The sequence below is a fragment of the Zongyangia acetica genome (assembly GCF_038739695.1).
Taxonomy (GTDB): Bacteria; Bacillota; Clostridia; order Oscillospirales; family Ruminococcaceae; genus Zongyangia; species Zongyangia gallinarum.
On sequence record NZ_JBBEWN010000011.1, the window covers coordinates 37,551 to 54,601 of the forward strand.

The 17,051-nt window shown below is 54.4% G+C and carries 16 protein-coding genes; 4 read left to right on the plus strand and 12 right to left on the minus strand.

Features of this window, described 5'->3' with window-relative positions; translation table 11 throughout:
• Positions 1–51 precede the first annotated feature (51 nt).
• Positions 52–813: an adenosylmethionine decarboxylase gene (gene speD / locus WGC32_RS10810; RefSeq protein WP_191481440.1), complete on the minus strand. Its 762-nt coding sequence runs from the start codon at positions 811–813 to the stop codon at positions 52–54.
• Between the two features lie 534 nt (positions 814–1,347).
• On the opposite strand from speD, the gene WGC32_RS10815 reads away from it, so the two are divergent.
• Entirely contained in the window at positions 1,348–1,902 is a 555-nt protein-coding gene (locus WGC32_RS10815; RefSeq protein WP_342681914.1) for an SIS domain-containing protein, read from the plus strand.
• Positions 1,903–1,962: 60 nt separating this feature from the next.
• Here WGC32_RS10815 and deoC read toward each other — a convergent pair whose 3' ends face one another.
• Complete coding sequence (gene deoC / locus WGC32_RS10820) at positions 1,963–2,676, minus strand: deoxyribose-phosphate aldolase (protein ID WP_191510358.1); 714 nt, start codon at positions 2,674–2,676, stop codon at positions 1,963–1,965.
• A 140-nt stretch (positions 2,677–2,816) separates the two neighbouring features.
• Between deoC and WGC32_RS10825 the strand changes: the two genes are divergently transcribed.
• Positions 2,817–3,986 (plus strand): MFS transporter, encoded by a 1,170-nt coding sequence (locus WGC32_RS10825; RefSeq protein WP_342681916.1) that lies wholly within the window; start codon positions 2,817–2,819, stop codon positions 3,984–3,986.
• Positions 3,987–4,023: 37 nt separating this feature from the next.
• Here WGC32_RS10825 and WGC32_RS10830 read toward each other — a convergent pair whose 3' ends face one another.
• On the minus strand, positions 4,024–4,842 hold the full coding sequence (locus WGC32_RS10830; RefSeq protein WP_191481444.1) for a UTRA domain-containing protein: 819 nt from the start codon (positions 4,840–4,842) through the stop codon (positions 4,024–4,026).
• Between the two features lie 247 nt (positions 4,843–5,089).
• On the opposite strand from WGC32_RS10830, the gene cysK reads away from it, so the two are divergent.
• Positions 5,090–6,019 carry a cysteine synthase A gene (cysK, locus tag WGC32_RS10835; RefSeq protein WP_191481445.1) on the plus strand — a complete coding sequence of 310 codons (930 nt, stop codon included), beginning with the start codon at positions 5,090–5,092 and terminating at the stop codon, positions 6,017–6,019.
• Between the two features lie 108 nt (positions 6,020–6,127).
• On the opposite strand, the gene WGC32_RS10840 is transcribed toward cysK, so the two are convergent.
• From WGC32_RS10840 to WGC32_RS10865, 6 genes are all read right to left on the minus strand, one after another.
• The gene (locus WGC32_RS10840; RefSeq protein ID WP_342681919.1) at positions 6,128–7,933 is read right to left on the minus strand and encodes a carbohydrate-binding domain-containing protein; all 1,806 of its coding nucleotides are present in this window, start codon (positions 7,931–7,933) and stop codon (positions 6,128–6,130) included.
• A complete protein-coding gene (locus WGC32_RS10845) occupies positions 7,930–8,169 on the minus strand; it encodes a hypothetical protein (protein WP_342681921.1) in 240 nt (79 codons plus the stop codon). The genes WGC32_RS10840 and WGC32_RS10845 overlap by 4 nt, the downstream gene beginning before the upstream one ends.
• Complete coding sequence (locus WGC32_RS10850; protein ID WP_342681923.1) at positions 8,166–9,113, minus strand: phosphodiester glycosidase family protein; 948 nt, start codon at positions 9,111–9,113, stop codon at positions 8,166–8,168. The genes WGC32_RS10845 and WGC32_RS10850 overlap by 4 nt, the downstream gene beginning before the upstream one ends.
• A gap of 10 nt (positions 9,114–9,123) precedes the next feature.
• A complete protein-coding gene (locus WGC32_RS10855) occupies positions 9,124–10,185 on the minus strand; it encodes a bifunctional glycosyltransferase family 2/GtrA family protein (RefSeq protein ID WP_342681925.1) in 1,062 nt (353 codons plus the stop codon).
• Between the two features lie 355 nt (positions 10,186–10,540).
• Positions 10,541–11,509: a transketolase family protein gene (locus tag WGC32_RS10860; RefSeq protein ID WP_342681926.1), complete on the minus strand. Its 969-nt coding sequence runs from the start codon at positions 11,507–11,509 to the stop codon at positions 10,541–10,543.
• Positions 11,510–12,379: a transketolase gene (locus WGC32_RS10865; RefSeq protein ID WP_342681928.1), complete on the minus strand. Its 870-nt coding sequence runs from the start codon at positions 12,377–12,379 to the stop codon at positions 11,510–11,512.
• Positions 12,380–12,512: 133 nt separating this feature from the next.
• On the opposite strand from WGC32_RS10865, the gene WGC32_RS10870 reads away from it, so the two are divergent.
• Positions 12,513–13,442: an AraC family transcriptional regulator gene (locus tag WGC32_RS10870; RefSeq protein WP_342681929.1), complete on the plus strand. Its 930-nt coding sequence runs from the start codon at positions 12,513–12,515 to the stop codon at positions 13,440–13,442.
• Positions 13,443–13,483: 41 nt separating this feature from the next.
• On the opposite strand, the gene WGC32_RS10875 is transcribed toward WGC32_RS10870, so the two are convergent.
• The 3 genes from WGC32_RS10875 to WGC32_RS10885 form a co-directional block, all read right to left on the minus strand.
• A complete protein-coding gene (locus WGC32_RS10875; RefSeq protein ID WP_342681931.1) occupies positions 13,484–15,016 on the minus strand; it encodes a galactose-1-epimerase in 1,533 nt (510 codons plus the stop codon).
• Positions 15,017–15,037: 21 nt separating this feature from the next.
• Positions 15,038–16,045, minus strand: a complete 1,008-nt coding sequence (gene galE, locus WGC32_RS10880; RefSeq protein WP_191481461.1) for a UDP-glucose 4-epimerase GalE — start codon at positions 16,043–16,045, stop codon at positions 15,038–15,040.
• Between the two features lie 149 nt (positions 16,046–16,194).
• Entirely contained in the window at positions 16,195–17,046 is an 852-nt protein-coding gene (locus tag WGC32_RS10885) for an aldo/keto reductase (protein WP_342682002.1), read from the minus strand.
• Positions 17,047–17,051: the final 5 nt, after the last annotated feature.

Genomic DNA, 17,051 nt, shown 5'->3' on the forward strand with positions numbered 1-17,051 from the left:
GCGCGCATATTATCATGATAGCTGAACAGGGCTTTTCGCGTCTGCCAGCGGTTAAAAGACATTGCGTCCGGAAAAAATCTCAATCATTTCCCGCCGAAGGCTGTCGGTAATGTCAAGACGGGTTTTTGGGGGGAGCTCGTAGACATCGGTGTTAAAGAGATAGTTTTGCAGGTCTACCTCTTTAATGAGCATCTTGGTGTGGAAAAGATTGGCCTCATAGACGTTGATATCCACCGCGTCATACTTGAGCAGGGTTTTCTTGTCGATATAGTCCTGGATGGAGGTGATTTTATGATCCATAAACAGCTTTTTGCCGGCCACATCCCGGGTAAAACCCCGGACCCGGTAATCCATGGTAATGATGTCGCTGTCAAAGCTGCCGATGAGATAGTCCAGGGTGGAGAGGGGGGTGATTTCCCCGCAGGTAGCTACATCGATATCCACCCGGAAGGTGGCCAGGCTGGTTTCCGGATGGTACTCAGGATAGGTGTGGACGGTCACATGGCTTTTATCCAGGTGCCCCACGACAGCATCACCGCCGATGGGAATCATAGAGCCTTCAGCGATGAGAAAGGTGACGCTGGCCCCCTGGGGGTCATAGTCCTGTTTGGAGATATTCAGCACATTGGCGCCGATCATCTCGGTGACATGACTGAGGATGCCGGTGAGCCGTTCGGAATTGTACTGTTCGTCGATATAGGCGATATAATCCACCTGCTCCCGCTTGGTTTTGGCGTAACAGACATCGTAGATGTTAAAGCTGAGCGATTTTGTCAGGTTGTTAAAACCATAGAGCTTTAATTTGTTTTCCATACTCCCCACCCCATCCATGTTTATAAAAAGAAAACGCAAGGAATTCGGCTTTTGGCCGCATCACTTGCGTTACAATATCTACAAATTCAGTTGAGCCCCGGCAACCTTTTCCCTGCAAGAAAATCACCTGAGGCGGCTATGCAAATGTAGAATCAGAGTCTATATAGCAAACATTTACTTTTACTACTCTTATTGATTGTTTCACAAGTGTGATGTGCCCCAAAAGACACACGGTTTTAAGTAACCAACTTATAAAATTTGAGCGTTCGCTCAATCAATAAGGCAACGAAAGTTGCCGCGTTCGGCATTTGACCCGGCTGTCCGTATGGCCTTAAGTCCGCCAGTGGCAGGACTGGTCAAAAAATATTGCGATGGAAGGCTCTGTGATAAAACTACATTCACTTTCCAAGCTGCATTATAGCTGATTTATGACGAAAAAGCAAGTAAAATTTTCCCCAAAGAAAAGGCGTCCGCGTTGACAGGGCCCACGGGTTGTCCTACAATGAAGTTAAAAAGGGAAGAGGAGGAACCATCATGTTCGACCAGCTCAAGCGGCTGACCTTATCAGAACTTACACAGGTTTTCGATCGGATGACAGAGGAGGATATCCGCCCTCTGCTGGAGGCCATAAAGAAGGCAAAACGGGTGTTTACAGTAGGCGCCGGCCGGGAAGGGCTTTCCACCAAATCCTTTGCCATGCGGCTGACCCATCTGGGAAAGACCAGCTACTGGATTTGGGACGACACCACCCCAGGCATTGGAGTGGGCGACCTGCTCATCTGCGCCAACGGCCGGGCGGATATCGACATTGTCAACATCGTGGTGGAGAAAGCCAAGGCGGCCGGCGCCACCATCGCCATGGTGACGGCAGCCCAGGAGGGCTACCTCTACGATTACGCCGATGTAATCACCCTGGTGCCGGCGGAGGCGTTTCTGGCCAAAGGGGATTTTGTCAAATCCAAACAGCTGATGGGCAATCTCTTCGAGCAGAGCCTGTTTCTTCTCTATGACATGCTGGCCATGCAGCTGCAACAGGAGATGGGGGTAACCCCGGAAGAGATGGAGTCCCGCCACCGCAACGTGGAATAAAAACGGCAAGAAAGAGGGAAAAGCCGCCGCTTTTCCCTCTTTTCATCTTTCGCCAGAAGTTTACTTTTGATCCAGCCCCAACACCACAGGGGTGGAACGATAGCCGATGCCCATCCGGTCAATGCCCATGTCGATGAGCTCCAGAAAATGCTCCCGGGTCCGGATGCAGCCGGAGCCCTTGACCTTGCACCGGCCTTTGGCAGCCTCTATCATGGTGCGGACGACCTCTACTGTGGCGCCCTTCTGCTCTCCGCCGGTATAAAAACCGGTGGAGCTTTTTACAAAGTCGGCGCCAGCCTCACAGGCCACTTCGGTGGCACGGGCCACCTCGGCCAGGGTGAGGGCGTCGGTTTCAAAGATCACCTTCACCTCCACCTGATACTGGTGGCAGATGTCGCAGACAGCTTTGATATCCTCCCCGACCTTGTCCCAGAGGCCGCTGCGGATCCAGCCGAAGTTGGCTACGATGTCCAATTCATCTACATCTCCCCGTTTGCAGTAGCTTTCCGCCTGCATCACCTTGGACTGGGTGGTGGAGAGGCCGAAGGGAAAGTCGCAGACCACACAGATGCCGGTGTCGGTGCCCCGGGTCAGCTGGGCGGCAATATCCAGGGAAGCGGGGTTGACACAGACGGTTTTGCAACCATAGTCAACACCTTCCTGGATGTAACGGCGGATATCCTCCTGGGTAAATTCCGGTTTGAGCACAGATTGGTCAATGTAAGCAGCCAGTTCCCGCGGGGTCATCTGGCTGGCCGGTTTGGTGGGTTTCATCAAAACGCCTCCTTGTGGGGAAATCCCCTTCATTTAAGACCATCATAGGACCTTTCTATACCTCTGTCAAGGGATAGATCCTTTGCATCAGAGCAAAATCAGGTATATAATGGAAATAAAAATAACAGGGGGAATGACAAATGCAGACAGAAAGAAGAAATCGCGGCATACTTTTGGCGATTGTAGTATTGTTTTGGTTCGCCCAATATGTATATGTGCCTTTCCAGACGCCTTACCTGACCTCCCTTCAGGTGTCGGCCGCCTTTATCGGGGTTATTGTAGGCGCCTATGGGGTGACACAGATGACCCTGCGGCTGCCGGTGGGAGTGCTGGCCGATTTTCGGGGCAGACATAAAGGTTTCATCTTTCTCGGTGCCCTTCTTGCGGGAGCGGCGTCAGCCCTCCGGCTTCTCTTCCCCGGAGGTGTGGGATTTTTGATCGCCAACCTGCTTTCAGGATGCGCCTCCTCCATGTGGATTTCGTTTATGGTTCTTTACACCAGCTTCTTTGGCGGCGGTCAGCAGCAGTCGGCCACCAGTCGGATCATTATGTTCAACAATGTGGGGGTTCTTCTGGGCTTTCTGGCGGGAACCCTCTGTTATGGACGGTTTGGCATGAGCCTGCTCACCACCATGAGCGCTATAGCCGGTTTTGCGGGCGCAGGACTGAGCTTGCTGCTTCGGGAGGAAAAGCCGCCGGTGAAAAATGTTTCGGTGGGAGGGCTGTTGAAAATCTGCCTCAACGGCCGGCTGATCATTTTCGCCCTCTTTGCCTTGATCCAGCAGGGGATTCAGATGGCGACCACCATGTCCTTTACCACCCAGATCCTGGAGGACCTGGGCGCAAGTTCTGCCCTGATCGGTTATGCTTCTATTTTATATATGCTTTCCGCCGTATTCTTCGCCTGGCTTGCCTCCACCCGAGTCTGCGCTACACATGGGCCAAAGGTGTGGATTCCCAGCGTGTTCGTAGTTGTGGCCCTTTACTGCCTGCTGGTGGGAAATGTGGCCAGCATTCCCGTCATCTTCCTGCTCCAGATTCTCCCTGGTATGTCCACCGGAGTGCTGCTCTCCTACATTATTTCGGAGGCCATGACCGAGGTGCCACCAGCCCAGAAGTCCACAGCCATGGGATTTTTCCAGGCGGTTTACGCCATCGGCATGACCACCTTCCCCATGCTGACCGGCGCTTTGGCCGAGCATATTTCGGTGGCGTCCGCCTATGACGTGCTGGCGGTGACAGCCCTGATCGGAGCGGTTGCCTCAGCGGCATTTTATCTGGGAAAACGGAAAGGGAAAAAGAGAAACTGAATTGATAAAAAGGCAGCCGAAAGGCTGCCTTTTTTGCTTAAATCTTGACCTGCCGGGTGAAATAAAAGTTGGCATGTCCGGTATGGGGAGACTTGGAAAGTTCCAGCTGAAATGAGCACTGATCCGCCCGGGCAAAAGAGGTGGTGAATTCTAAGGCATAGCCAGAATCCAGGTAGGAGAGATGCTCCAGCTTATAGCCGGGAACCGGCTTGTCTGAGTCGTAGCGGAGCAGGGCGGCTGTTTCTTTTTCCACCAGGATGGCTTCGATCCGTTCAGACACATGATCTACCTGGATGGAAAACCGGTTGCTCAGCACATGATAGAGGGAAGCCGACTCAAAGTTGACCTGCTCAATGCCGCCGCAAAGGTAATAAGGGATGTAGGCGTTTTCCAGAATGATGGGCTGGCCGTTGGCGCACCGCAGCCGGGAGAGAAAGAAGGCGTAATTCCGCCCTTGGGGCAGCGTCAACTTCTCCCGAAGGGAGGGATCATTTACCTCCACTACCTTCTGATCTAGAACGATGGAAGAGGGGATAAATCCATTTTCCAGAAGATTGTCGGTGTAACCATAGAGATATTCAATATTGCGGCGCAATTTTTTATCGGTGATAAAGGAACCTTTGCCCCGATAGCGGATGAGTAGTCCCTCCTCCACCAGCCGGTTCATACATTGGCGTACTGTGGTCCGGCTGATCCCGAGGATTTCACACAGGCTGTTCTCCGGAATCATCTTTTCGCCGGGCTTCAGGATCCCGGCTTGGATTTGAATCCGGATATAGGATGCCAACTGGGCATAGAGGGAGACGTTGCTTTCTGGAGAAAAATGAAATGTTTCTTTGAAGTAGGCTGGATCCACTGTTAGTCCTCCCCAATCAATATTTTGTATCTCATTGTATCATACATTCAATACATAGTAAATCGGATTGTAAAATTTTACATATCTTCATGAAAAAGGAGAATTTTAAATTGACAATGGCGGAGGAGAACCGGAAATGGGCATTGATTATAAAAAAATTCAGTCAAAACCTTTCACAAAGAAGGGTTTCGTACTATAATATAGCAATGTACGATTTATTTTTGGGATGAATGGGAGAGAAGAACCTGTGGTATATAATAATGTGTTAGAGGCGGTTGGACACACCCCCATGATCCGGCTGCAGCGGATGACAAAACCGGATTCCGCCGAGGTGCTGGTAAAATACGAAGGGCTTAATGTTGGCGGCTCCATCAAAACGCGGACGGCACTGAATATGATCGAGGCGGCGGAGCGTCAGGGGCTGATCCATGAGGACAGCATTATTGTAGAGCCTACCAGCGGCAACCAGGGCATTGGGCTTGCCCTCATCGGCGCGGTCAAGGGCTATAAGACCGTCATCATCATGCCTGACTCGGTCAGTGAGGAACGCCGGAAACTGGTGCGCCACTATGGCGCTAGCGTTGTGCTGATCCACGATGACGGGGATATTGGCGCCTGTATTGAGGAGTGTTTGCAAACAGCCATGCGCATGGCAAAAGAAGACCCCAAGGTCTACGTGCCCCAGCAGTTTAGCAACCCCGCCAATCCCAGAGTCCACCGGCACCGCACTGCCCTGGAAATCCTGGAGCAGGTGGCGGGCCCCATCGATGGATTCTGCTCCGGCGTAGGAACCGGCGGCACCATCAGCGGAATTGGTGAGGTGCTCAAGGCCCAGAATCCCCAGATCACCATCTGGGCGGTGGAGCCGGAAAACGCGGCGATCCTGGCGGGAGGCAATATTGGCACCCATCTGCAGATGGGGATCGGCGACGGGCTTATTCCGGAAAACCTAAACCAGCAGATCTATGACGATATCTATATTGTCACCGATGACGAGGCCATTGAAACTGCCCGGAATTTGGCTAGGTTAGAGGGGCTGATGTGCGGCATCTCCAGCGGAACCAATGTGGCGGCAGCGCTGAAACTGGCAGAAAAGCTAGGCAAGGGTAAAACGGTGGTCACCATCCTGCCCGACACGGCAGAGCGGTATTTCAGTACCCCCCTGTTTGACGAATAATTCCGATCAAAAGGCCCCGGCTTCTTTGAAAGCCGGGGCCTTTTAGCAAGCAGGAGGACCGGACTTATCTGTACCAGTCCTTTTTAAGACGAAACTTTAACCCAAAGGCTAAGAGCCTGGCTGGGTTTCTTCACCATTTCCACTAGAGGAACTGATCCCGGTCAGCTCCAAGGAAGTGGACTGCTCCCCGGCCTGGAAGGTGATGGTTTGGCCGCCCTGAAGGTCAGGAGAGGTATAGACCACCGATTGATAGGTTCTGGGCGGCGCCAAGGTAAATAGGATACTGCCGTCCGGCCCCTCCACCGTGCAGCCTACCTGGGGGCTGACAGTGTCGGGCAGGGTGATTAAACAGGAATACTGGGTGGAAAGGTGTCCAAACCCCTGGGCCCAGGGGCCGCTGCCCACGCCGACCAGGGTGCCGCCGGTGACAATGGCTACCCCATCGTAATCCAAGGCGGTATCCTCAATATAGCTGGCGCTGAAAATGGTGACGGCGCCTCCCTCCAAATACAGATCTCCGTTGGTGTCAATGCCGTCTCCCTCGGCGTCCAAGGAGACAGTGCCGCCGGAGATCCGGACCAAGATGGGGTTGTCGGGATCATTGAGGGAGGTCTTGGGGGTGTTTTCAATCTCTCCAGCGCTCTTTCCCGGTGCGGCGTTAATACAGTCGTCGCTGGCCGTGACAGATATCTCCCCGCCGGAGATGGTGACAGAAGTTCCCTCAATGCCTTCATAGCAGGCGAGGATGGAGACGGTGCCGCCGGAAATAATCACATCACCGTCGGCATGGATGCCGTCATCACCGGTGGAGATGGAAAAATCCCCGCCGTCAATTCGAACATTGCCGTTGGCGTGGATGGCGTCGTCAAAGGTATCCAGAGAGAATACCCCGCCGCGGATGAGAATTTCCCCCCGGGCCTTGAGCCCTTTGGAGTTAAAATCCACCGCCTCTTCCTCCTCGTCCGATCCAGAGGCGTCGGTAAAAGACCACTGGGTATGGGGACTGCCCCGAAGGGAGGCGGGGACATTTTCGCTGCCGCCGTTGGTGAGAATATCGATCCTCCCGCCGTCAATGCGCAGCACGGTTTCCGCCTGGATGGCGTCGGTTTGGGAGCGGATGGTAAACTCGCCGCCGGCAATGTAGATAAATCCTTTATCCCCACTGTTTTGGTTATCCGATTGGATGGCATCGGTCTGGGTATCCAGTTGGAAAGAGCCCTCCTGGATTTTGACACAATCCTTTCCCGAAATTCCCTGTCCCTGGGCGGTGATGGATAGCTTGGGGCCGGAGATGACAAGACTGTCCTTGCAGACAATGCCATGGTGCATGCTTTGGACGGTGAGGCTTCCACCGCCGTTAATGGAGAGATCCGCACGGCTGAAAACGGCTCCGTCGGCGGTTTGATCCCCGTGGCTATACAGGTAGTCAGCGCCGTCGGAGAGCATGTTCTGGGAGCCGTCGGCCAGGGTGAGGATGACCTTCCGGGCCTGGCGGATATAGAGAGGGGCATCATCCTCACAGTGGATGGATACCCCATCAAAGATCAGATGGATTCTTTCTTGCTTGGGGGCGGAAATCTGAATCCTGCCGTCGGTAAGCTCACCGGAGATGACATAGACCCCGCCTAAACCAATGGTCAGGATGCCGTCTTTGGCTTCGGCGCCTGCGCCGTCTACCAGGATATGGTCTCCTTCCAGATGGATGTGGGTGGCATAACGTTCGTTATAATCGGTGAGACGATCCCATTCGTTAAAGGAGAAATCCATCTGCTGGATATCATAAGAAGCCGAGCCGGTATCCTCCCGGGACTGGACCGCAGCCAGATGCAGCCCTGCGATGAGCAGAGCGCCACAGAGAAGCAGGCAGGCCAGCAGCAGGGAGAGCAGGGGAAGAAAGCGGCGCAGGGGGATCACCTCCCTTGGTGTTGATCTTGGGCCTTCTGTTCCTCACGGGCCCGTTGCCGGTTATCCCTGGCCAATAGGATGCCGGCGATGATGGAGAGCAGGCAGAACAGGGCCAGCAGGATGGAGGAAATAGGGTTGCCCACAAATTCCATGGTTGGATTATATTGGTCGAGAATAAGAAATACCAGAAAGATCCCGGCCAGAATGATGACCAAATGGGGCAGAATGCCACGCAGCTTTTTCATCCTTGGGACACCTCCTTGATGAGGACGCAGTCGCTGATATCCCGGCCCTGTCCGCTGGGCTGGTTGACCACTGCGTTCTGAAAGGTCATAACAGAGGACTGGCCTCCATCCAGATTATAGGCGCTTTGGCAGCCTAGGGTAAAAAACAGCTGGGACATTTCCTCTAAGGTCATCCCCTGGGCGTCGTCCTCATACCGGCCATCGGCCACCAGCAGACAGTAATGCCCCGGCTCATAGTAGCCGATGGCGGTTCGGGGATTGAGCCCCAGCACATTGAGACTGGTTTGAAACTCTGTTTTCGGGTTTCCCTGGCTGTCCAGCAGGGCGGGGCCAAAGCTCCAGGCCTGCCAGGCGCCGTTTTCCACAGCCTCTTCCAGGCTGAACTCCCCGGCGGCATAGGTTTTCATGACGCCGTCGGAATACAGGACGCAGACGTCGGAGGCATCGGTGGTGTTCCGGTAGACTTCACCGTTGCGGATGACCACCCCTTGGCTGCCGTTGCCGTAGTAGTCGCCGTTGACAGCCAGCACCGCGCCCAGGGCCTTATCCATCTCCAGGACCGATTGGGTATAGCCTACCCCAAAGGTGTTCTGGGCAAAACCGGTTTGCAGGCACTGGATGTTGGAAATATAAATATCCGCCAGATAGTAGACGTTTTTATTTTTTCCCGCTTCGATGGTCACCTTTTGCAGGGAGATGGAAATATCCTCGCTTTGATATCGATCCTCTTCCGACACCGCCGTGGAGGAGAAATGATCCGCAAATTTTGTAGACCAATTATTCTGGCCTGTTTGGACAGCAGGACTCTGGGAGATTTGAATCCCGCTGCTTTGAAGCTGGCGGGGAGAAAGATAGTAAATCAAATAAAAGGACAGGGCATATCCCCCGATGACCAGAATATCAATGAGGGCCACCAGCCACCAGGGGAGTTTTTTTCTGCGCATGGGCGTGGATTTATCTCCTTTCGGATGAATCTGTTTTTTTGCGGAAGATCAAAAGCTTTTGCACCAAAAAGCTGACGGCAAAGAGAAGCAGCTCGGTGATGATCTTGGCGACAGCCGCCGGAAGATGCAAAAAGACCGTCAAGGCATAGAGAATGGCGGTATTCAGCGCCAAGATACAGCAGGAAAGAACCGCGTATTGCAGAAGGGATTTCTTCCGGTTTTCTCTATGCCGGAAGACAAAGGTGCTGTTGAGGTAGTAATTGAGTCCCGCGCTGCAAACCCGGGCGGAAATATTCCCGGCCACCAGGGCGCTTCCCTCTGGGAGAAAGAGCCTAAAAAGGGCGGACAGGGGCAAAAACAGGCCGTAGTCTACCAGGAAGCAGAGGAAGGAGCTGCCAGCAAAGGCCAGCAGGTTTTTGTAGATTCTGGCCGAATCCCGCAGTGCGTGAAAGTGGGAACAGGAGTTTTCCTTATCGTGGTAGATGGTGGGAATGGGAAACTCCAGGATGGGAATCTCGTTTTTGGCGCAGTAGAGCAGCTGATTGGTTTCATACTCATACCGCTCCCCCTCTATAGAGAGAAACTGAGGGATCAGGGAGGCGGAAAAGGCCCGCAGCCCTGTCTGGGTGTCAGAAACCCATTTGCCGCTGCACAGCCGGAAAACATAGCGGGTGATGGTGTTGCCAAAGCGGGAGCGCAGGGGAACGGTTCCGGTAAATTTACGCGCTCCCAGGATCAGAGCGTCCTTGTTTTGGTGGGAAAGGGCCAAAAGCTCCATGGCATCCTCCGGCCGGTGCTGGCCGTCGGCGTCAATCACCACAACACTTTCCGCCTCGGGGACATTCTCCGCAATATAGCGCAGGGCAGTTTTGATGCCGGCCCCCTTGCCCTGGTTTTCCTCATGGTTAAGGACGACGGCTTGATCGCAAACTTTTCTAAAAAGGGGACGGAAGGGGGCCGAACTGCCATCGTTGACAACGATGATGCGCCCTATGGACAGGGCCTGTACCTTGTTGACCACCTGTATTAAACTTTCATCCGGTTCATAGGCCGGGATAATGACAATATCCATTTATGATCCTCCCAATGGGTTGGGTTTGATTTCCCGGGGAATGGTAGATCCATAGGAAATCAAACGCAGAGAAATTGGCGGATCCCCCTCCTCCAAAAACTCAGATCAAGATTTAGACTTATTATACCACACCTGACCGGGCCGGGAAACTATCATCTCTATGTGGTATCTGTCGAAAATTGCTGAGAAGTTGGAAACATCTTTGCGCGCTAGAGCAAGAAAAGTTTGATGACGGCATAGTTTGGCAAATTTGATGAAGATGGGGCGGGATGCTTCTAGGGACTTAAGAGCAAAACAGGCCCGGCGCTGTGGATTTTTCCACAGCGCCAGGCCGATTGTATGAAAAGTATCTATGTTATTTCAGCAGTTCTTTGACGGTGCGGGCAATCCCCTCCGGGTCCATGCCGTAGTACCGGTAGACCTCGTCGGTATCGCCGAGGACGGCGAACTCGTCAGGGAGGCCCACCCGTTTAAACTTGCCGGAGAATCCAGCCTCCAGCAGCACTTCCGCCACAGCGCCGCCTAGGCCGCCGTTGATGGAGTGCTCCTCCACCGTGACCACATTCCCCGTCTCCTTTGCGCAGCGCAGAAGGGTTTCGGTATCCATGGGCTTGATGGTGTGCATATCCAGGACCTGGGCGCTGATGCCGTAGGCTTCCCGCAGCTTTTTGGCGGCCATCATAGACCAGTAGACGCTGGAGCCTGCGGAAACCAGGGTGACATCCTTGCCGGGGAGGGTTTCGATGGCCTTGCCAAAGGCATAATCATAGTCCCCATTGGCGTAGACCTGGGGGGAACCACCCCGGTCGATGCGGATGACCATGGGCCCTTCATAGGTAAAGGAGGCCCGAATGGCTTTGGCGCATTGGGCGGCGTCGGCGGGCACCTCAATGAGCAGGTTGGGGATGGCCCGGTAAAGGGCCAGATCAGCGATACAGTTGTGGGTGGGCCCTCCGCCGGCGGTAAGGCCTGCGTGGGTGCCGATCAGCCGGACATTGACGTCGTTATAGGCGATATCGGTATGGATTTGGTCGGCGGTCCGCAGGGAGAGGAAGGGGCCGAAGACCTGGGAATAGACCACCTGCCCCGAGAGAGCCAGTCCCGCGGAAGCGCCTACCTGGTTGGGCTCGGCAATGCCGAAGTTGATGCAGCGGTCGGGATATTTTTGGATCAGCTTTCCCGCCGAGGAGGAGGGGGTGACATTGTCGGTATAAGTAAAGACAAAATCCAGCCCTTCATCCGCCATCCGCAGCAGCTCCTCTGCATAGGCTTCCCGGGCGCTGGAAAGCATCTGGTCAAAGTTATAGGTTGTTTTGACGGCCATTTATCTCACCCTCCTGTTCTTTTCCACGCTGAGAAGCGCCCGTTCCAGCTCATCTTTGGCGATGCCGCCGCCGTGCCAGTTGGGGTTGTTCTCCATAAAGTCCACGCCTTTGCCCTTGACGGTGTTGGAAATGATGAAAATGGGCTTTCTCCGGCTCAGGGGATCAGAGGGCGGCAGGGATTCCAGGGCGGCGCAGACAGCGTACATGTCGTTGCCGTCGATCTCCCTCACATCCCAGCCAAAGGCCCGCAGCTTTTCGTCCAGGGGATCCAGGTTGAGGATCTGGGAGGTGGGGCCGGTCATCTGCAGCTGGTTTTTGTCCACAATGGCCACCAGATTGCCCAGCTGAAAATGGCCAGCGGACATGATGGCCTCCCAGTTGGTGCCTTCATCCAGTTCGCCGTCGCCGACAATGACAAAGGTGCGCCAGTTTTTCTTCTGCTTCCGTGCCCCCAGGGCCAACCCCAGGGCGATGGAAAAGCCATGTCCCAGACTGCCGGCGGATACCTCGATGGCGGGGACATATTTTCGGTTGGGGTGCATGCCGAACTTGGCGGTGTCTAAAGTTTCAAAATGCTCCACCATATAATCCATGGTGTACATGCCCAGGTCTGCGAAGATGGTGTAGAGGGTTTCCCCACAGTGCCCTTTGCTCAGCACCAAGCGGTCCCTGTCCTCCCATTTGGGATTTTTCGGGTCGTAGTTCATGTAGTGGTAATAGAGGGCCACCGCCATCTCCACCAGGGAAAGCTCCCCGCCCAGATGGCCCATGCCGATACGGTAGATAAATTGAAGCAGGTCCCGGCGGATCTGATAGGCTTTTTCCTCCAGCTCCTTGACAAGCTCCATGTCCACAGGATAGGTAACCATATGATTGACTCCTTTCTTTCTTGTTTTCTCTTGTCTTTACTATAAAACGGAGGGAAGGAAATGACAATCTTTCAAAAGGACAGGAAAACGGCGGTTATGTCCGTTTGGAGGGAATTGTCCTGGGGAGGCTGGTGTGTTAGAATTAAACAGAAAGGCGGGAGATGATCCAGTGTACAGGCAGAAGCAAAGCCCCTATTATGATCCGTTTGTCACCAAGATCCCCACCGACTTCTTTGAGCTGGTGGTCAACTATATGGAGCGCCACGACGAAACCACGGCGGAATTCCCCCACACCCATACCTCCTGTGAGATCTACTATACGCTGGAGGGGGAGGTCCATCTTTCCGCCGGTGAAGAGATCCACACCATGAAGCCGGGAGAGTTTGCCTTCCTTCCCCCGGAGGTAACCCACCGGGTAATCTATGAGCCCAATCTGCCCAAAAAGTACTTTGTGGTCATCTTCGATATCCGGGAACATGGCGCCTCCCAGGAGGAGAACTCAGATGGAGCGGTACTCACCCGTCTGGTGGGCGCCGGAACCCACTTTGGAAAGGATGAAAACAAAGCCGACCAAATTTTTGAAGGCCTTTGCCGGGAGATTGTTTCCCATCCCTTTGGATGGCGGGCCATGCTCCCCTCACTCTATCTTCAGCTCATCCTCAGCATCCTGCGCAATATGGTGCCGGGGACACCCCAGAAAATGAGACAGGAGCCGCCGAATCTGGCGATTCAGATTACCAAGTACATTTATGCAAACTACGACCAGGATATCACCTTGCAGGACATTGCCGATGCGCTGCATATTTCTCCCCGGCATATCAGCCGCCTGTTTTATGAGTATTTCGGCACTGGGTTTGCAAAGACCCTAAGCATCTACCGGCTCAACTACGCCAAGAACTACCTGTGCGACACCGATCTGCCGGTGGAAGAGATCGCATCCCTGGTGGGCTTTTCCACCCCCAACGCCCTCTACCGGCTGTTTAAGGAGACGGAGGGCATGTCCATTGCCGAATACCGGAAAAAATACCGTTCCCATAGCAGGGAGGGCGAAAGTTTAAAATAAAAAGCAGAGCGCCGAAGCAAAAGCTTCGGCGCTCTGTTCTTTTATTCTGCGATGCCAAACTGGTAGAGGGTAAACTGGTGATAGGTTTCCCCCGGCCGGAGGATGGGATCAGGGAAAGCGGGCTGATTGATGGAGTCGGGATAGCGCTGGGGCTCAAAGCAGATGCCGCTGCGGGAGACAAGCTCCTTGCCATACCGGTCCACATCCGCTCCGGTGAGGAAGTTGCCGCTGTAGACCTGCATCCCCTCGCAGTCGGAGTAAACCTTCATGGTAATGCCGCTCAGAGGGCTGTAAAGCCACGCCTTTTCCTCCTCGGCGGCGTTTTCAAAGCTGTAACAGTGGTCGATACCTCCTACAATATCCAACAGCCGGTCCTTCTGGGAGAGGACGTCCCCCACACAGGTTTTCCTCCGCAGATCTAGGACCGTCCCCGCTACGTCGGCAAAGGTGCCGTCGGGCATGCCGGTGTCGTCGATCTGAAGATAGCGGCTGGCGTTAACCTGAACCTGATGGCCGCAGACATCCCCGCCCCGGCCTCCAGCCAGGTGGAAGAAGCTGTGGTTGGTCAGATTGACAATGGTAGGCCGGTCGGTTATGGCTTCATATTCGATACGCAGGGCATTGCCCTCCAGAGAATAGGAGACAATGGCGGAGAGCCGGCCGGGATATCCTTCCTCGCCGCCGGGGCTTATATAACGCAGCCGCAGGGTTTCCCCGTCGATCTGCCCCTGCCACACCTTGCGGTTAAAGCCTACCTTTCCGCCGTGGAGGTGATTACTTCCGTCGTTCTGGGTCAGCTGATAGGTGATGCCATCCAGGGTGAAACGGCCGTCCCGAACCCGGTTGCCATAACGGCCTACCACACAGCCCAGATAGGCGGTCTGCTTTTCATAATCCTCCACACTGCCCAGGGATAGGACTACATTGACTTCCTCTCCCTCCTTGTCCCTGACAAACAGGGACTGGACGGTGCAGCCATACTCCAAAATTTCCACCTGAATCTGCCCATTAGAGAGGGTAAAAGCCTTCACTTCCTGACCGTCTCTGGTCTGGCCGAACACACGGCTTGTAATCTTTGTCATCCTTTCTTCCTCCTTTGCTGTCTCGCCTTCGGCGGAGAGCTGTTTTTCCATCCGCCAATAGTCTAAAATTCCGCCCTGCGCCCCGATGACCTGCTCGTGGGAAACTTCACGGTAGCCATGCTTTTCATAGAGGGGTTTGCCGGGGATGGAAGCATCCAGATACACCTGCCTTTGTCCGGCCTTTATGGCAGCCGCTTCCAGTGCCAGCAGAAGCCTGGTGCCATGCCCCCGCCCTTGATAGGCCGGGTGGATGTAGATCTGCCGGATCTCTTCCCCCCGCAGGCATCCCACCCCTACAGGGTCCTCTCCCTCATAGGAGAGGAGGACTAAGTCCTTTTCCAACCCTTCCTGGATATTCTCTAAGCTGTGATGTTCTAGGAACATGTCCACCGCTTCTTCACAGTAGACACCCGAATAGCTGCCCCGGACAGATGCTTCTACAATTTGGCGCACCAAGCCGCTCTGGTCAGGTGTCGCTTTTCTGATACTCAACTGCCTTCCCCCACTGCTTACTCAAAGTCCCGCCGGGTTATTCTGGGTAAAGTTCCAACTGTCCCGGCACATGTCGTCTAAGCTTCTCTTGGCCTCCCAACCGAAAATCGCTTTGGCTTTGGAGGGATCGGCGTAATATTCCCCGATGTCCCCAGGCCTCCGGGGATCGACTACATAGGGGATGGGTTTGCCGCAGGCCCGCTCATAGGCAGCTACTACCTCTAACACACTGCATCCCCGGCCAGTGCCCAGGTTCACCGCGTCCACCCCGGTGTGGCCGGATACGTATTCCAGAGCCTTCAGGTGTCCTTCGGCCAGATCGCAGACATGAACATAATCCCGTACCCCAGTCCCATCGGCGGTGTCATAGTCGTTCCCAAAGACATGGAGTTTTTCCAGCTTGCCCACCGCCACCTGGCAGATGTAGGGGAGAAGGTTGTTGGGGATTCCGTTGGGGTCCTCCCCAATGAGGCCGCTTTCATGGGCGCCGATGGGGTTAAAATACCGCAGGAGGGAGATGCTCCACTCCGGGTCAGAACGGCCCAGATCGGTGAGAATCTGCTCTACCATCAGCTTGGTGAAGCCGTAGGGATTCACCGGCCCGGTGGGGAATTCCTCCCGGTAGGGGATGGGGTTTTGGGGGCCGTAGACGGTGGCAGAGGAGGAGAATACCATCTTTTTGCAACCAAACTGCCTCATGACTTCACAGAGGACCAGGGTGCCGGCTACATTGTTTTGGTAGTATTCCAGAGGCTTTCGCACCGATTCCCCCACCGCTTTCAGCCCCGCGAAGTGGATGACCGCGTCGATGTCGTAAGCGGAAAAAATCTGCTCCAGTCCCGCCCGGTCTCTGATGTCCACCTGGTAGAAGGGGAAAGCTTTTCCGGTGATCTGGGTGATGCGATGCACTGCCTCCAACTTTGCGTTGGAGAGATTGTCCGCCACCACAATGTCATAACCCGCCTGTAAAAGCGCCACACAGGTGTGGCTTCCGATAAAACCGGCGCCGCCGGTAATGAAAACCCTCATAGTCCTGTCCTTCCTTCCCGCAGGGGGAATTTGTTTTCCTTTTTATTATAGCCCCAATTGGGCAGTGGTACAATAGAAAGGCTTGCCACAAAAAGAAAAAGAGCGGAGGAAAATCCCCCGCTCTTTTTTAAAGAAAGTTGAGAAATGAATTAGTCTACGTTAAAGTTGTCCGGATGCTCGCTCAGGCGGCCGATCTTGCCCAGGGTGTCGATGTAAGCCATATCCTCATCGGAGATGTTGAAGTCAAACACATCGGCGTTGTTGCGGATTCTGTCCTCATGAACGGATTTGGGCAGAGGCAGAACACCCTTCTGCAGCTCCCAGCGGATGCAGATCTGAGCCACAGATTTGTTGTATTTGGCGGCCACTTCTTTGAGCAGGTCATTGGAGAAAGCTTTGCCCTGCATCAGCGGTCCCCAGGACTCGACCAGGATGTTGTGCTCATTGCAGTAGGGGACGGTCTCGTCCTGATGGAAAGCGGGATGGTACTCCAGCTGGTTGACCATGGGTTTGATCTCTGCGACCTTCATGAGAGGCTCCAGATGATGGGGCATGAAGTTGCTGACACCGATGGCTTTGATCCGGCCGGCTTTGTACAGCTCCTCAAATGCTTTCCAGGTACCGGCGTTGAGCTGCTGCCAATCATGTTTATGGTTGTGGGGGATGGGCCAGTGGATCAGATACAGATCCAGATACTCCAGGCCCAGGTCCTTCATGGTCTTCTCAAAAGCGGCCAGGGTGGTCTCATAGCCCTGCTCGGAATTCCACAGCTTGCTGGTGATGAACAGCTCCTCCCGGGGGACGCCGCACTCCTTGATGCCCTGTCCTACGCCGACCTCGTTGCCGTAAACAGCAGCGGTGTCGATGTGGCGGTAACCCACCTTGATGGCGGTTTTGACGGCCTCGCAGACCTCGTCGTTGGGGGTCAGGAAGGTGCCGAAGCCCACGCAGGGGATTTTAACCCCGTTATTGAGCACATAGCAGTCTGTCAAGCTTTTCATGTTCA

What these genes read in the sequence shown, in the direction of transcription:
- speD (WP_191481440.1), bottom strand. Translation starts at nt 813, where the DNA reads ATGGAAAACAAATTAAAGCTCTATGGTTTTAACAACCTGACAAAATCG.
- WGC32_RS10815 (WP_342681914.1), top strand. Translation starts at nt 1,348, where the DNA reads ATGTTCGACCAGCTCAAGCGGCTGACCTTATCAGAACTTACACAGGTT.
- deoC (WP_191510358.1), bottom strand. Translation starts at nt 2,676, where the DNA reads ATGAAACCCACCAAACCGGCCAGCCAGATGACCCCGCGGGAACTGGCT.
- WGC32_RS10825 (WP_342681916.1), top strand. Translation starts at nt 2,817, where the DNA reads ATGCAGACAGAAAGAAGAAATCGCGGCATACTTTTGGCGATTGTAGTA.
- WGC32_RS10845 (WP_342681921.1), bottom strand. Translation starts at nt 8,169, where the DNA reads ATGAAAAAGCTGCGTGGCATTCTGCCCCATTTGGTCATCATTCTGGCC.
- WGC32_RS10850 (WP_342681923.1), bottom strand. Translation starts at nt 9,113, where the DNA reads ATGCGCAGAAAAAAACTCCCCTGGTGGCTGGTGGCCCTCATTGATATT.
- WGC32_RS10855 (WP_342681925.1), bottom strand. Translation starts at nt 10,185, where the DNA reads ATGGATATTGTCATTATCCCGGCCTATGAACCGGATGAAAGTTTAATA.
- WGC32_RS10860 (WP_342681926.1), bottom strand. Translation starts at nt 11,509, where the DNA reads ATGGCCGTCAAAACAACCTATAACTTTGACCAGATGCTTTCCAGCGCC.
- WGC32_RS10865 (WP_342681928.1), bottom strand. Translation starts at nt 12,379, where the DNA reads ATGGTTACCTATCCTGTGGACATGGAGCTTGTCAAGGAGCTGGAGGAA.
- galE (WP_191481461.1), bottom strand. Translation starts at nt 16,045, where the DNA reads ATGAGGGTTTTCATTACCGGCGGCGCCGGTTTTATCGGAAGCCACACC.
- WGC32_RS10885 (WP_342682002.1), bottom strand. Translation starts at nt 17,046, where the DNA reads ATGAAAAGCTTGACAGACTGCTATGTGCTCAATAACGGGGTTAAAATC.